This window comes from Minwuia sp. (assembly GCF_048263705.1).
Classification (GTDB): Bacteria; Pseudomonadota; Alphaproteobacteria; order Minwuiales; family Minwuiaceae; genus Minwuia.
This window is the reverse complement of sequence record NZ_JBLXDV010000003.1, coordinates 242,596-256,941: the sequence shown is the minus strand read 5'-3', so window position 1 is coordinate 256,941 and position 14,346 is coordinate 242,596. Positions and strand designations below refer to the sequence as shown.

The window sequence follows — 14,346 nt, the reverse complement described above, 5'->3', positions numbered from 1 at the left end:
TAGCATCGTATGAGGAGGCGTCGATGTATCACATCCCCGCGCGGCTGACGAGACGGGTCGGCATTGCCGTTCTGGCGATGCTGCGGGACCCGTTTGGGCTGCTGCTCGGTGCGCTGCAGGCCGAGCGCGCACGCTTCTTCTATTTCGCGCCGGTGCTGTTCGGGGCGGGGATCGCGTTCTACTTCGCCCTGCCGTTCGAACCGCCGATTGGGGCGGTGCTGGCGGCGGCCGGCTTCAGCCTGTTCGCCTTTGCGATGCTCAGGCATACGGTGTTGCGCCCGGCCTGCATGGCCCTTCTGCTGGCCTCGTGCGGGCTTTCGCTGGCGACGCTGCAGACAGAGCGGGTCCGCGCGCCCATCCTGCCGGCCCAGGTCGGTCCGGCCCAACTGGAAGGCCTTGTCCGGAAGGTCGAGCGCCGCCCCAATGCGCTGCGCCTGGTCATCCGGCCGGAATCGTTCGGCGGCCTGCGGACGCAGGACCTGCCCAGCACGCTGCGTATCTCCGTCCGCTCCATGGATGGACCGGTACAGCCCGGCGACCGGATCAGGGTCCTGGCTTCCGCGCAGCCTCCGTCGTCGCCTGCCGAACCTGGCGCGTTCGATTTCCAGCGCTACGCCTTCTATCGGGGCATCGGCGGATATGGTTTCGCACTCGGGTCGGCGGAAGTCCTGTCCACGAACCCGGCCGAGGCACGCTTCAGCCGGTTCCGGGACCGGCTGGCGGCGCGCATTGCCGATGTCATGGGGATGCCGTCGGGCGGTATTGCCGCCGCCCTGATCACCGGCGATCGCAGCCGCATCACCGAAGAACAGCAGCAGGCGCTCAGGGATTCGGGACTCGCCCACCTGCTCGCCATTTCCGGCCTGCACATGGGACTGGTGACGGGGTTCCTGTTCTTCGGACTGCGCGCGGGCCTGGCCCTGTTCCCGGGGGTGGCCCTCCGCTGGCCGATCAAGAAGTGGGCGGCGGTCGCGGCCCTGTCAGGCGGTTTCGGTTATCTCGTGCTGACCGGCGGCTCGGTGACCACGGTCAGGGCCTATGTCATGGTCGCGCTGGTGATGCTTGCCGTTCTGGTCGACCGGCGTGCCATTTCGTTGCGCACGGTGGCCATCGCGGCGCTTCTTGTGCTGGCGATCACCCCGGAGGCGCTGGTGGAGCCGGGCTTCCAGATGTCGTTCGCGGCAGTGACGGCGCTGGTGGCGCTGTACGAACGCTTCGGCGAAAGCTGGCGCGTCGGCGTGGGGCAGGGCGGGCTGCCGAGACGGATTGTCCGCTATCTCGTCGGTGTGGGCGTGACGACCCTGATCGCGGGGGCGGCGACGGGACCGTTTGCGATCTATCATTTCGGTCGCTTTGCCGACTACGGGATTCTGGGAAACCTCGCAGCCATACCGCTGGTCGCATTCTGGGTGATGCCCTGGGCGACCGTCGGCGCGCTGCTGATGCCGCTGGGACTCGAAGGCGTGCCGTTGTGGATGATGGGACAGGGCATCGAGGGGGTCATGGCCATCGCCTATGCCGTCGCCGATCTGCCCGGCGCGGTGCGCCTGGTTCCCGCCATGCCGCTGTGGGGGCTGATCGCGGTGACGCTCGGCGGTCTGTGGCTGTGCCTGATGTCCCGGGGCTGGCGCTATTGGGGGCTGGCCGTCGTCGCGCTGGGGTTGCTTTCCCCGCACATCGCCGAGCGCCCGCTGGTGCGGGTGGATGCGGACGGCAGGATCCTTGCTGTCCGCACGGCGAGCGGCGGTACCATGCTGTCATCGACACGGCGTGAGAAGTTCACCGCCCGGCAATGGCTGGCGCGGGATGGAGTGGCTGCCGGCACAGCCTGGCCAGCAGCGGGCGTCAGCGCGGACGGGCGTCTGAGGTGCGACAGCGCGGGCTGCATCCTGCGCGTCGAGGGCTGGATGATCGCGTTGCCCGCAGGTCCGGCGGCGCTGCAGGAGGACTGCAGACGCGCCGATGTGGTCATCAGTCTGGAACCGGTGCGCGGGCGCTGCCCTTCCGCGCGATATGTGATCGACCGCTTCGACCTGTGGCGCGACGGTGCGCATGCGCTGTGGCTGGACCCGCAGTCGGGACCTTCGATCCGGTCTGCGGACGGCGTCCGGGGCACACGCCCCTGGACGCCGGATCCGGTACCGCGAAAGGATCAGTACTGGCGGAAGAGCGCAGCCAGCCGTCCCTGAATCTTCACCTGATCTTCCCGGTAGATGCGGGTTTCATAGTCGGGATTTTCGGCTTCCAGCGCGATGGAATTCCCCTTGCGGCGCAACCGCTTGAGGGTGACTTCCTCGCCTTCGACCAGGGCGACGACGATGGAACCGTTCTCCGCCGTGTCCGAGCGTTCGATCACGACCGTGTCGCCATCCAGAATGCCCGCGTTGATCATGGAGTCGCCCGCGACTTCCAGCGCGTAATGTTCGCCGCGTCCCAGAACATGGGACGGTATATCGACGTAGTTGTTGTGATCACGCAGGGCCTCGATCGGCGTACCAGCCGCGATCTGGCCATAGAGCGGCAGCGTGACCATGTCGTTGGCACCCGATGAGGGCGGGGGCGGCGGGCTGGTCGGGAAGTTCTGGTTGGAGACCAGTTGCGGTTGAAACGCATTCTGCTTCTCGGCCATGTCGCGGCGGCCTTCGGGGGTTGCGGAGCCCGGCAGCTTGACCACTTCCAGGGCACGTGCGCGATGCGGCAGGCGCCGAATGAATCCGCGCTCCTCCAGGGCCATGATCAGCCGGTGAATGCCGGACTTCGATTTCAGATCCAGCGCATCCTTCATTTCATCGAAGGACGGAGAGACTCCATTGTCCTTCAGATATTCATGCACATACAGCAGTAGCTGGTGTTGTTTCCGGGTCAGCATGGCGCGTCGCACCCCATTGGTTGTAAACGAATCGCTTTATGTTCTAAATAAGTTCCGAAGAATCGTCAATTGTTCTGCTGCGTTCGGTGCCGGAACGGTCAGGCGACACCGTCGAGTGCGATGAATTCTATCGGGTCGCCGGGCTTTGCTTCCGGCGCATGCGGCGGGCGGATGGCGAGCGCGTTGGCCTGGCCCAGAACCGACAGCATGGAGGAGTCCTGCCGTGAGAACGGTGTGAGCGTGGCGATCCCGTCTTCGTCCGTGCGGAAGCTGCTGCGCAGGTAATCCTCGCGCCGGTCGTTCTGGTTGAGACCGGTCGCGAGCACACCCCGCCGGATCTCGGGGTGGGTGTCTTCCAGCCCGAGCATGTGCCGGATGGCGGGACGGAGGAAGATCACGGCGCAGACCAGTGCGGAGACCGGATTGCCCGGCAGACCGAGCAGGGGAACCTCGCCGAACCTGCCGAACATCAGCGGCTTGCCGGGCCGCATGGCGATGCGCCAGAAGTCGAGCGCCAGTCCCCGGTCGGCCAGAACGTCCTGCACCAGATCGTGATCGCCGACCGATGCGCCGCCCAGCGTGACGAGCATGTCGCAGCCACTGGCCCCGTCCGCCGCCCGGGCGAGGGCGTCGGGTTCGTCGGGGGCGATACCGAGGTCCACGGGCTCCCCGCCGGCCAGGCGCACCACGCCTGCGACAGACAGGGCGTTCGAGGAAATGATCTGGTCCCGGCCCACATGTTCGCCGGGACGCACCAGCTCATCGCCGGTTGAAAGCAGTGCAATGCGCGGCCTGCGACGCACCGGCACCCACGGAACGTTCATCGCGGCCAGCAGCCCGATGCGCCTGGGGCTGAGGATGCTGCCGGAGGGAAGGCCGATATCGCCCGCGCTGAAGTCGAGACCGGCCTTTCGCACGTAGATCCCGGACGCGACGGGGTCCTTCGGTACGATCCGGTCGCCAGTCGCCTCGGCGTCTTCCTGGATCAGGATCGCGTCCGCGCCTTCGGGCAGGGGGGCACCGGTGAAGATGCGCACGGTCTCGCCCGCGCCCATCGCGCCGTCGAACCCATGTCCGGCAGCCGATTCACCGATCATGCGCAGGGGTGCCGAACCGGAAGCCGTGTCTTCCGCCCGCACCGCATAGCCGTCCATGGCGGACAGGTCCGCGGGCGGCTGCGTCCGGGCCGCCTTCGCGTCGTCGGCGAGCACGCGGTCGCGCGCGTTTTCCAGGCCGACCCATTCCGGTGGCATCTCGTGCAACGCTGCGAGGATGCGGTCCCGCGCCTCTGAAACCGGGATCACGGGTTCTCGAAGCGGCCCGACTTGCCGCCGTCCTTCATGACCAGCCGCACGTCGCTGATCACCATGTCCCGCTGGACCGCCTTGCACATGTCGTAGACGGTAAGGGCGGCAATCGATGCGGCGGTCAGGGCTTCCATCTCGACGCCCGTCTTTCCGGTCACCTTGCAGGTTGCCTGGATGACGATGGAGGGCGGATCGGAAACCGGCTGCAGGTCGATCTCCACATTGTTGAGCGCCAATGGATGGCACAGCGGGATCAGGTCGGGCGTCTTCTTCGCACCCATGATCCCGGCCAGCCGGGCAACCCCCAGCACGTCACCCTTTTTTGCCCGGCCCTCGACGATCAGCGCCAGGGTCTCGGCGCTCATCAGAATGCGGGCCTCGGCTGTGGCGACACGGCTGGTCGCTTCCTTGTCCCCCACATCGACCATGCGCGCGCTGCCACTCTCGTCGAAATGGGTGAAGCCGGCCATGTCAGGACGCGGCCTTCAGACCGGCGGGTTCGAGCAGGGCACGTACCGCGCCCTCGACGTCGTCCTGCCGCATCAGACTCTCGCCGATCAGAAAGCTGCGGCAGCCCGCGCGGGCCATCCGGTCCAGATCGTTGCGGTCGTACAGGCCGCTTTCGCTGACGGTGACGGCATCGTCCGGCAATGCGGCGGCGCAGGCTTCGGTCGTTGCCAGATCGACATCAAGGGTTTTTAGATTTCTGTTGTTTACGCCGATCAGTTGACTTTTGAGATGAGACTTTGCCCGCTCAAGCTCGTCGAGATCATGGACTTCGATCAGCACGTCCATGCCATAGACGAGGGCAGTGTCTTCGAGTTCCACAGCCTGCGCATCGGAGAGCGCAGCCATGATCAGCAGGATACAGTCGGCACCCAGCGCGCGCGACTCGACGATCTGATAGGGATCCAGCATGAAGTCCTTGCGCAGGACCGGAATATCCACGGCTGTGCGCGCGGCGACCATGTAGCCGTCAGCCCCCTGGAAATAGGGGATATCGGTGAGCACGGAAAGGCAACTCGCCCCGCCGGCCTCGTAGGCGCGTGCCAGCGAAGGCGGATCGAAATCCTCGCGGATCAGCCCCTTTGAGGGCGACGCCTTCTTGATCTCGGTGATCAGACCGTAGCGGCCAGCGTCCTGGTGCGCCCGAAGTGCCTTCACGAACCCGCGCGGTGCGCTCTGGGCCCGTGCCGCCGCCTCGACCTGCGCGAGCGCTCGCTCGGCCTTGCAGCGCGCGATATGTTCGCGCTTGTCGTCGCAGATCCTGTCGAGAACCGTGCCCATCAGGCTGTCGTCCCCTCGTTGGTGATGCGGGCCAGATCGGCCAGTGTCGCCGCGGCGCTGCCATTGTCCAGCGAAGCCGCTGCCATCTCGGCACCTTCGGCCAGCGACCCGGCCTTGTCGGCCACGATCAGTCCGGCGGCCGTGTTCAGGATGACGATATCGCGGAATGCGTTCCGTTCGCCATCCAGAACCGCACGCAGCGCCTTCGCGTTCTCTTCCGGTGCGCCGCCGAGCAGGTCTTCGGGGGCGGCGATCGGCAGGCCCGCGTCGGCTGGGCTGACCTCGAACGAGCGGACTTCGCCGTTGGCGAGTTCCGCCACGTGCGACGGACCTGTCGTGGTCAGTTCGTCCATGCCGTCGGACCCGTGGACGATCCAGACCTTCTCGGCACCCAGCGCCTTCAGCACGTGGGCCAGCGGCTCGACCCAGCGGTCCGCAAAGACCCCGATCAGCTGGCGTTTTGCGCCCGCCGGATTGGACAGGGGGCCCAGCAGGTTGAAGATCGTACGGGTGCCCAGTTCGACGCGGGTCGGTCCGACATGGCGCATGGCACCGTGATGACGCGGCGCCATCAGAAAACCGATATTCGCTTCGTTGAGGGCTTTCTCGATCAGGCTGAAGGGACAGTCGATATTCACGCCCAGCGCGCCCAGCACGTCCGCGGCACCGGTCTTGGATGACAGCGCGCGGTTGCCGTGCTTGGCGACCGGAATCCCGTTGGCCGCAAGTACCAGCGCGGCGGCGGTCGAGACATTCCACGTCCCCTTGGCGTCGCCGCCCGTGCCGCAGGTGTCGATCGCGTTCGCCGGTGCCCTGACCGCATCGGCCTTGGCACGCATGGCCATGGCGCCGCCGGTGATCTCCTCGACGGTCTCACCCCGGACACGCAACGCCATCAGGAACGCCCCCATCTGCGAGGGCGTCGCGTTGCCGGACATCATGATCTCGAAGGCGGTCTGTGCGTCCTGGACGGGCAGGTGCTCGCCGTCGGCGACCCGGCCGATCAGGGCCTTGAAGGTGTCCATGTCGTTCATTGCGTCAGTCCGGCGATCTTCAGGAAGTTCTTGAGCAGCGCATGCCCGTGCTCGGAAGCGATGCTTTCGGGATGAAACTGCACGCCGAACACGGGGCGTGAACGGTGCCGCAGCCCCATGATGTGTCCGTCTTCGGTTTCGGCGGTGATCATCAGTTCGTCAGGCAATGATCCCCGCTCGACGGTCAGCGAATGATAACGGGTGGCCTCGAAACCCTCAGGCAGCCCTTCAAACACCCCGCCATCGGTGTGCCGGATGCCGGACGTCTTGCCATGCATCAGTTCACTGGCCAGCACGACCTTGCCGCCGAAAGCCTGGCCGATGGTCTGATGGCCCAGACATACCCCGAAGACCGGCAGGTCCTCGGGTGCCCTGGCCAGCAGATCCAGCGAGATTCCGGCGGTTTCCGGGCGTCCGGGGCCGGGTGAGAGCACGATCGCATCCGGCTTCATCGCCAGCGCCTCATCGACGCTCAGGACGTCGTTGCGCCGCACGGTCACATCCGCACCCAACTCGCCCAGATAGTGGACCAGATTGTAGGTGAAACTGTCGTAATTATCGATCAGCAGGATCATCGGAGGCGCGCCACCCTTCGGGCAGATTGATATGCGGCGGCAACAAAACAGCGTGCCCGGCAACCGTCAAGCGAAGGATGCATGCGATTCCGTTGTCAAACACGTCCGGTTGGTTTGCATCCACCGGCATCAGGGTCTATCTAGACGTCTGATTTCAACCGGTCCCGGTAAGAGCCGCCGCAGACCTCAACGACGGATATGCTGGTGTGAGTGACGATCTGATATTCCGCGAGGTGGACGAGGACGTCCGTCGCGAACGCATGGAAGCTGTCTGGAAACGCTATGGCGGTCTGGCGCTTGGCATTGCCGTTCTGATCGTCGCCATCGTTGCCGGCTCGGTCTACTGGAAGGATTACCAGAAGACCGAACGCGAGGAGCAGGGTGCCCGCTTCGAGGCCGCGCTTGCCCTGGTCGAGCAGGAGCAGTTCGCCGAAGGCGCAGCCGCGTTCGAACAGCTCGCCGCCGAGGGCAATGACGGCTACGAAGTTCTGGCCACCATTCAGGCAGCCGCTGCGCGCGCGAAGGCCGGTGAGGGCGAGGCGGCCCTTTCGGCCTACGACCGCATGATCGAGACGGGCCTGGGCACGGAGCGTCAGCAGGACATCATCCGCATGAAAGCAGCGCTGCTTGCGCTGGAGGTCGAGGGCAGCGACGCCGCCATCCAGCGCCTCGGCGATCTGCCGGACGGAAACAGTGTCTTCCGCAATGCGGCGCGCGAAATCCGCGCCACCGCGCTGCTGGCCAGCGGGGACCGCGAGGGCGCCATCTCCGCGCTCAGGGCGATCGCCGAGGATGAAACCGCGACCGCCGCCCAGCGCGACCGGGTCAGCCGTTTCCTTCTGTCTCTCGGAGGCTGATGACCGTGGCCGCAGGCTTTCGCATAGGGGCAACTGTCGTGGCGTCGGTCTTTCTGCTGGCGGGTTGCGACACGATCAACGGCTGGTTCGAGAGCGAGAAACCGAAGCTGCCCGGCGAACGGATCTCGGTGCTTGAGCTTGAAAGCAAGCTGGAGCCCGATCAGTCCGTCCAGGATCTGACCGTGGCCCTGCCCGAACCCTATGTGAACACCGAATGGCCGCAGGCCGGTGGCGCGCCGACGGCTGCCATGCAGCACACGGCGCTGCCGGCGTCGATCAACGAGGTCTGGCGTTCGGACATCGGCGAAGGCGCCGATGACGAGGAAAAGATCGTCGCGCGGCCTGTCGCGGCCGGCGGCACGATCTACACCATGGACAGCCGCGCGCTGGTTTCGGCCTTCGACCAGACAACGGGCGAACGCCGCTGGCGCGTCGGACTGGCGCGCCGGGGCGAGGAACTGGGCGAGATCGGCGGCGGTCTTGCGGTGGGCAGCGGCGTGCTGGTGGCCACCACGGCCTACGGCGAGGTCTATGCCATCGACCCCGCCAGCGGCCAGTATTTCTGGCGCGTCGATATCGACGGACCGATCCGGGGTGCGCCGCTGGTTGCCAACGACCGCGTCTATTTTCTCGCCTCCGAGAACCGGCTGAAGGCGCTGGACCTGCGCACGGGCGAAGAAATCTGGACCCATCAGGGTCTGCTCGAATCGGCGGAACTGATCGGCGCACCCAGCCCGACCTCCAGCGGGCCGTTCATTCTGGCACCTTATTCCTCCGGTGAGATCTATGCACTGCGTGCCGATACAGGCCAGTCGATCTGGTCCGATCAGCTCGTGCGTGCCCGCCGCATCACGCCGCTGGGCTCGATCAATGATGTCGACGGAATGCCGGTCATCGACGGCGAACGGGTCTATGTCATCAGCCAGGGCGGGTTTCTGGCCTCGATCGATCTGAGGCGCGGCAACCGGGTCTGGGATCAGGACATGGCGGGCCGGGAAACGCCCTGGATCGCGGGCGACTTCCTCTATCTGATGACATCGGAATCCGAACTGGTCTGCCTCTCGGCGCTGGACGGCGGCATCCGCTGGGTGACCCAGATGCCGAAATACACCAAGCCGAACGACGAGGGCGACCGGGTTACCTGGGTCGGTCCGGTACTGGCGGGCGACCGTCTGATCATCGGCGGCAGCGAAGGGTCGCTCTGGTCGATATCGCCCTATGACGGCACGACACTGGGTCAGGTGAAGCTTGATGCCGGCATCAGCGTCGCGCCGATTGTCGTGAACAACGGCCTCTATGTCCTGACCGATGACGGCGACCTGATCGCCTACCGCTGATAGATCGCAAACGCATGACCATGACCGTTGCCATTCTGGGCCGTCCCAACGTCGGCAAGTCGACGCTTTTCAATCGGCTTGTGGGCAAGCGACTGGCGCTGGTCGATGATCTGCCCGGTGTGACACGCGACCGCCGGGAGGGCGAGGGGCACATCGGCGACCTGACCTTCCGCGTGATCGATACGGCGGGGCTGGAGGAAGCCTTCGATGACAGTCTCGAAGCCCGCATGCGCCAGCAGACCGAGGCCGCGCTGGCCGAAGCGGACGTCGCCCTGATGCTGGTCGATGCCCGGGCCGGCGTCACCCCGCTGGACAAGCATTTCTCCGGCTGGCTGCGTGAACAGACGACGCCGGTGATCCTCTGTGCCAACAAGTGCGAAGGCAATGTCGGGGAGAACGGGCGCCTCGAAGCCTACGAACTCGGACTGGGCGAGCCGATCGGCATTTCCGCCGAACACGGCATGGGTCTGCTCGATCTCTGCGATGCGATCGAGGCGGCGGTACCGCCGGATTCAGATGCGTGGCGTGAGGAAGAGACCGAAAAGCCGCTGATGCTGGCCGTTGTCGGCCGTCCGAACGCGGGCAAGTCGACGCTGATCAACCGGCTGATCGGACAGGATCGCCTGCTGACCGGCCCCGAAGCCGGGATCACGCGCGACGCCATCTCGATCAACTGGACCTATCGCGACCGGGCGATCCGGCTGTTCGACACGGCAGGCATGCGCCGGCGCGCGAAGGTGGACAAGAAGCTGGAGAAACTGGCGGTGGCCGACGGACGTCGCGCGCTGCAGTTCGCCGAGGTCGTCGTTCTGCTGGTCGATGCGCTTCAGCCGCTGGAGAAGCAGGATCTGGCCATTGCGCGTCAGACCTTCGATGAAGGCCGCGCGCTGGTCATCGGTATCAACAAGTGGGATCTGGTCGAGAACGGCACCGAACTGCTGAAGGGCATTCGCTACCGCCTGGAGCATCAGCTCGCGCAGGCGCGGGGCGTACCCATCGTAACCCTGTCGGCAATCACGGGTCGGGGCATCGACAAGCTGATGCCCGCCGTCCTGAAAGCCGATCACGCCTGGAACCTGCGCGTGCCGACCGCCCGCATCAACGAGTGGCTGGAGGAGATGGTCGCAAAGCACCCGCCGCCGCTGGTGGCGGGCCGCCGCTTCAAGATCCGCTACATGACGCAAGCCAAGGCGCGCCCGCCGACCTTTGCGCTGTTCACATCCTCCGGCGGGGAACTGCCGGAAAGCTATGAACGCTATCTGATCAATGGCCTGCGGGATCATTTCGGGTTGAAGGGCGTGCCCGTGCGCATCAACCTGCGGAAGAGCAAGAACCCCTACGAGGGCAGGAGCAACAGGCGCAAATGAGCATTGCCGACGATCAGGAACCGCTGCATCCCCACCTCGGACCGGAACGGCGGATGGGCCTGATCGAGAGCTTTCGCACGATGCAGGACAACGTCGTCGCGCTGTATCCGCCGTACATCTTCGACAAGGACTATTCGATCCGGCGGTTCGCGTTCCAGACCTTCATCATCATCAACCGTCCCGACATGATCCGGGAGATGCTGGTCGATAAGACCGACATCTACAGCAAGGGGCGTCTGAACCGTCAGATCCTCGGTCCGGCGCTGGGCAACGGGCTGCTGACCTCGGAAGGGGCTTTCTGGCGCAGGCAGAGGCGCATCGCCGCCCCGGCCTTCCATTTCCGCAAGCTGCAGCTGCTGGCCGAGGCGATGACCGACTGCGCCTGCGAGCTGGCCGACCGCTGGGAATCGCACGCGGATACCGGACGCCATATCGATATCGCCCACGAGATGATGCGCCTGACGATGGAGATCGTGGCGCGGACGCTGTTTTCGTCCGATCTGCGCCAGCGGATCGACGAACTGGGGGATGCGGTCGGTATCCTGATCGAGCATCTGGGCCGCATGTCGGCGGTCGATCTGCTGGGTCTGCCCGAATGGATGCCGCGCTTCCGCGATCCGCGGGTGAAGCAGGCCTTGAAGACACTGGACGAGATGATCTTCGGCATCATCGAGCAGCGCCGGGGCGAGGGCGCGGGCGCGCGCGAGGACCTGCTGCAGATGCTGCTGGATGCCCGCGACCCGGAAACCGGGGAAGCCATGACCGACCGGCAGTTGCGCGACGAGGTGCTGACGCTTTTCGCGGCGGGACACGAGACGACGGCGCAGGCGCTGACGTGGGCGTTCTATCTGCTGTCCCAGCACCCGGACGAGGAAGCCCGGTTCCATGCGGAACTGGACACGGTTCTGGCCGGACGACGTCCCACGTTCGACGATATGCGGACGCTGGAGCGAACGCGGATGATCTTTGACGAGACGCTGCGCCTGTTTCCGCCGGCCTTTTCGATCAGCCGGACGGCGGAGAAGGCGGATCGGCTGTGTGACGAACTGGCGGTTCCGAAAGGGGCCATCGTCTCGGCCACGCCCTACATCACGCACCGCAATCCGAAGCTGTGGCCCGAGCCCGACCGGTTCGATCCCGAACGGTTCGCCGATCACGAAGTGCACGAGCGCCACAAGCACGCCTATTTCCCGTTCGGTGCCGGGCAGCGCATCTGCATCGGCTCGGGCTTTGCGCAGACCGAAGGCCGCATGGCCATGGCCGTGATCGGGCAGCGCTACCGCCTGCGTCTGAAGCAGGGCCACCCTGTGCAGCCGCAGGGAAGGGTGACGTTGCGTCCGCGCTTCGGTATGAAAATGCGTATAGAGAAAAGATGATCTGACGATTCCGGGGGAGGGAAGCATGTCGGGAGTATTGAGCGGCTATCGGGTTCTGGATTTCGGGCGTTATATCGCCGGGCCGTATTGCGCCACGTTGCTGGCCGAGTTCGGCGCGGATGTGATCCGCATCGAGAAGCTGGCCGGGTCGGAAGACCGCTGGACCACACCGGTGAACGACGACGGCATCGGCGCGCTGTTCCTGCAGATCAACCGCAACAAGCGCGGCATGACCCTGAACCCCATGAAGCCCGAAGGCCGGGAGATCGTGGCCAGGCTGGTCGAAACGGCTGATGTCGTGGTCGCCAACCTGCCGCCGCAGGGCCTGAAGGCGATGGGTCTGGACCTGGAGAGCCTGCGCAAGATCAAGAAAGACATCATTCTGACGACCGTTTCAGCCTACGGCCACGGCGGTCCCTACAGCGACCGTGTCGGCTTCGACGGGATCGGCCAGGTCATGTCGGGCAGCACCTACATGTCGGGCTCCGAGGATCAGCCGGTGAAGTTCGCCGCGCCGTGGGTGGATTTCACGACGGCGATGATGTCGGCCATCGGCACGCTGGTCGCGCTGATGCACCGCAAGGAAACGGGCGAGGGCCAGATGGTCGAAGGCGCGCTGGTGCGTTCGGCGCTGACCATCGGCAATGCTGCCCTGATCGAACAGGCGATGACCCAGATCAACCGCAAGCCGACCATGAACCGCGGGCAGACGGCCGGACCGTCCGACATCATCCCGACGAAGGACGGCTGGGTCATCGTGCAGGTGGTCGGACGGCCACTGTTCGAGCGCTGGTGCGACATGATGGGGCGGCCGGAACTGAAGGACGATCCGCGTTTCACATCCGATCTGGATCGCGGCGACAACAGCGAGATCCTGTCCGAAATCGCCCGCGAGCACGCGAAGGACAAGAGCACGGACGAGGTGCTGGCCGATTACGCCGCCGCGTCGGTCCCGTCGAGCGCGCTGCTCAGTCCGCAGCAGGCGCTGGACGACGAGCACATCAAGGCGATGGGCTTCCTGGAGCCGGTCGATTTCCCGAACCTGCCGCACCCCGCGCCGGTGGCGTCCGCGCCGATCAACCTGACCGGCACACCGGGCGGTATCCGCCACCGCGCGCCGGTTCTGGGCGAGCACACGGACGAAATCCTGAACGAACTCGGGATCGACAAGGCCCGCATCGCGGAACTGCGCGAGAAACGGATCGTCTGACCGATCACTCTTCGGCGTCGTCCGGACCGCATATCGTCCTGAGCGCATCCCATTCGGGATCGCTCAGGATCGTGCCGGTGCCCTTACCCTCGGCGCGGATCGTCGCGACCCGTTCGGCGGAATCCGGATGAGTGGACAGATACTTCAGCAGTGCCGCGACATCCGAATTCCCTTCGGCATCCGTTTCCCCGGCCTCATGCAGGCCGCCCGCGCGCTCGAAGAATTCCGCCATGCCCGCGCTGGTGACACCGATCCGGTTCAGATTGTCGATGGCATAATCGTCGGCTTCGCGTTCGGCGTCTCGGCTGTAGGACAGCGACAGCAGCAGCGCGCCCGCGTCCCGGCCGATACGGCCCAGGTCGCCGGGCGAGACGATATTGATCAGGATCGCCAGACCTTCGCTCCAGATCAGCCGCTGCATGCCGTGCCGGTACTGCGTGTGGCCGATCTCATGCGCCAGCACGCCTGCGACTTCTTCGGCGCTGCCGGCCTGTTTCAGCAGGCCTTCGAAGATCAGCACGAAACCCCCGGGCAGGGCGATGGCGTTGACCATGTCGACCGGGACCACGCGGACCTCGACGGGGACGCGCAACTCCCGATCGCCCGTCAGACGGGTTGTCATCCTGTCCAGTGCCGCCAGTCCCTCAGGCGTTTCGCATCGTTCCGAGACGCCATCCAGAAAGCCGTCCAGGGTTGTGAGTGTCTGCTCCCCCAGTTCCTTCTCGTAGGATAGGGGAACGAGTGTCGTGAGCAGACCGGCAATGGCGTTGAGGCTGAGGAAGACGACGACCGCCAGCGCCAGTGCCGTCCCCCCGAACATCGCAAACCGGCGCAGGTCCAGCGAGAGCCGATCCTGGCTCCTGCTCATGATGTCGGGCAGGTGCCGGTTCAGGACAGCCCCTGCCTGCGCATCGTCGAAGACGATCCGCGCTTCCCCGAAGCTTTCGTGGGCCACGCGCGGACGGTCTGCGGCACGCTCCAGCAGCAGAAGCCCTTCGGCGGGCCAGATGTGGTTCATGCCGGCTGCCGCGAAAGCCAGCCCGGTGTTCGACACGCGAACCTCGATCCGGTGTTCAAGTGCGGTCTGACCGTCGGAGAAGCGGGCGTTGAGGGTTTCCGTCAAGCGA

The 14,346-nt window shown here is 65.6% G+C and carries 13 protein-coding genes; 6 read left to right on the top strand and 7 right to left on the bottom strand.

All coding sequences use genetic code 11. The features are described from left to right. Window positions 1–23: 23 nt before the first annotated feature. The gene (locus ACN0X7_RS06065; RefSeq protein WP_417515161.1) at window positions 24–2,189 is read left to right on the top strand and encodes a ComEC/Rec2 family competence protein; all 2,166 of its coding nucleotides are present in this window, start codon (window positions 24–26) and stop codon (window positions 2,187–2,189) included. On the opposite strand, the gene lexA is transcribed toward ACN0X7_RS06065, so the two are convergent. The 6 genes from lexA to ACN0X7_RS06035 all read right to left on the bottom strand — a co-directional run bounded on the left by lexA (window position 2,153) and on the right by ACN0X7_RS06035 (window position 7,072). Further along, on the bottom strand, window positions 2,153–2,869 hold the full coding sequence (lexA, locus tag ACN0X7_RS06060; RefSeq protein WP_417515159.1) for a transcriptional repressor LexA: 717 nt from the start codon (window positions 2,867–2,869) through the stop codon (window positions 2,153–2,155). The genes ACN0X7_RS06065 and lexA overlap by 37 nt on opposite strands. 98 nt (window positions 2,870–2,967) lie before the next feature. Then, window positions 2,968–4,173 carry a gephyrin-like molybdotransferase Glp gene (gene glp / locus ACN0X7_RS06055; protein WP_417515157.1) on the bottom strand — a complete coding sequence of 402 codons (1,206 nt, stop codon included), beginning with the start codon at window positions 4,171–4,173 and terminating at the stop codon, window positions 2,968–2,970. Continuing rightward, window positions 4,170–4,646: a cyclic pyranopterin monophosphate synthase MoaC gene (gene moaC, locus ACN0X7_RS06050; RefSeq protein WP_417515155.1), complete on the bottom strand. Its 477-nt coding sequence runs from the start codon at window positions 4,644–4,646 to the stop codon at window positions 4,170–4,172. Before moaC ends, glp begins: the two co-directional genes overlap by 4 nt. A 1-nt stretch (window position 4,647) precedes the next feature. Next, window positions 4,648–5,463, bottom strand: coding sequence for an indole-3-glycerol phosphate synthase TrpC (gene trpC / locus ACN0X7_RS06045; protein WP_417515153.1), 816 nt, complete (start codon window positions 5,461–5,463; stop codon window positions 4,648–4,650). Beyond that, on the bottom strand, window positions 5,463–6,488 hold the full coding sequence (gene trpD / locus ACN0X7_RS06040) for an anthranilate phosphoribosyltransferase (RefSeq protein WP_417515582.1): 1,026 nt from the start codon (window positions 6,486–6,488) through the stop codon (window positions 5,463–5,465). Before trpD ends, trpC begins: the two co-directional genes overlap by 1 nt. Before the next feature lie 5 nt (window positions 6,489–6,493). Continuing rightward, on the bottom strand, window positions 6,494–7,072 hold the full coding sequence (locus ACN0X7_RS06035) for an anthranilate synthase component II (RefSeq protein ID WP_417515151.1): 579 nt from the start codon (window positions 7,070–7,072) through the stop codon (window positions 6,494–6,496). Window positions 7,073–7,278: 206 nt separating this feature from the next. Between ACN0X7_RS06035 and ACN0X7_RS06030 the strand changes: the two genes are divergently transcribed. From ACN0X7_RS06030 to ACN0X7_RS06010, 5 genes are read left to right on the top strand one after another with little or no spacing between them, the layout of a single operon-like run. Next, a complete protein-coding gene (locus ACN0X7_RS06030; protein WP_417515149.1) occupies window positions 7,279–7,929 on the top strand; it encodes a tetratricopeptide repeat protein in 651 nt (216 codons plus the stop codon). Next, window positions 7,929–9,266, top strand: coding sequence for a PQQ-binding-like beta-propeller repeat protein (locus tag ACN0X7_RS06025; RefSeq protein WP_417515147.1), 1,338 nt, complete (start codon window positions 7,929–7,931; stop codon window positions 9,264–9,266). The genes ACN0X7_RS06030 and ACN0X7_RS06025 overlap by 1 nt, the downstream gene beginning before the upstream one ends. 14 nt (window positions 9,267–9,280) lie before the next feature. Further along, window positions 9,281–10,633, top strand: a complete 1,353-nt coding sequence (gene der, locus ACN0X7_RS06020) for a ribosome biogenesis GTPase Der (RefSeq protein WP_417515145.1) — start codon at window positions 9,281–9,283, stop codon at window positions 10,631–10,633. Next, entirely contained in the window at window positions 10,630–12,009 is a 1,380-nt protein-coding gene (locus ACN0X7_RS06015; protein ID WP_417515143.1) for a cytochrome P450, read from the top strand. Before der ends, ACN0X7_RS06015 begins: the two co-directional genes overlap by 4 nt. Before the next feature lie 25 nt (window positions 12,010–12,034). After that, window positions 12,035–13,219, top strand: coding sequence for a CaiB/BaiF CoA transferase family protein (locus ACN0X7_RS06010; RefSeq protein WP_417515141.1), 1,185 nt, complete (start codon window positions 12,035–12,037; stop codon window positions 13,217–13,219). 4 nt (window positions 13,220–13,223) lie between these two features. On the opposite strand, the gene ACN0X7_RS06005 is transcribed toward ACN0X7_RS06010, so the two are convergent. Continuing rightward, window positions 13,224–14,342 carry a M48 family metallopeptidase gene (locus ACN0X7_RS06005; protein ID WP_417515139.1) on the bottom strand — a complete coding sequence of 373 codons (1,119 nt, stop codon included), beginning with the start codon at window positions 14,340–14,342 and terminating at the stop codon, window positions 13,224–13,226. Between the last annotated feature and the right edge of the window lie 4 nt (window positions 14,343–14,346).

Excerpts from the sequence above, each read along its gene's own strand:
- ACN0X7_RS06035 (WP_417515151.1), bottom strand. The coding sequence starts at position 7,072 with ATGATCCTGCTGATCGATAATTACGACAGTTTCACCTACAATCTGGTC.
- moaC (WP_417515155.1), bottom strand. The coding sequence starts at position 4,646 with ATGGCCGGCTTCACCCATTTCGACGAGAGTGGCAGCGCGCGCATGGTC.
- ACN0X7_RS06025 (WP_417515147.1), top strand. The coding sequence starts at position 7,929 with ATGACCGTGGCCGCAGGCTTTCGCATAGGGGCAACTGTCGTGGCGTCG.
- der (WP_417515145.1), top strand. The coding sequence starts at position 9,281 with ATGACCATGACCGTTGCCATTCTGGGCCGTCCCAACGTCGGCAAGTCG.
- ACN0X7_RS06015 (WP_417515143.1), top strand. The coding sequence starts at position 10,630 with ATGAGCATTGCCGACGATCAGGAACCGCTGCATCCCCACCTCGGACCG.
- ACN0X7_RS06010 (WP_417515141.1), top strand. The coding sequence starts at position 12,035 with ATGTCGGGAGTATTGAGCGGCTATCGGGTTCTGGATTTCGGGCGTTAT.
- trpD (WP_417515582.1), bottom strand. The coding sequence starts at position 6,488 with ATGGACACCTTCAAGGCCCTGATCGGCCGGGTCGCCGACGGCGAGCAC.
- trpC (WP_417515153.1), bottom strand. The coding sequence starts at position 5,463 with ATGGGCACGGTTCTCGACAGGATCTGCGACGACAAGCGCGAACATATC.
- ACN0X7_RS06065 (WP_417515161.1), top strand. The coding sequence starts at position 24 with ATGTATCACATCCCCGCGCGGCTGACGAGACGGGTCGGCATTGCCGTT.
- lexA (WP_417515159.1), bottom strand. The coding sequence starts at position 2,869 with ATGCTGACCCGGAAACAACACCAGCTACTGCTGTATGTGCATGAATAT.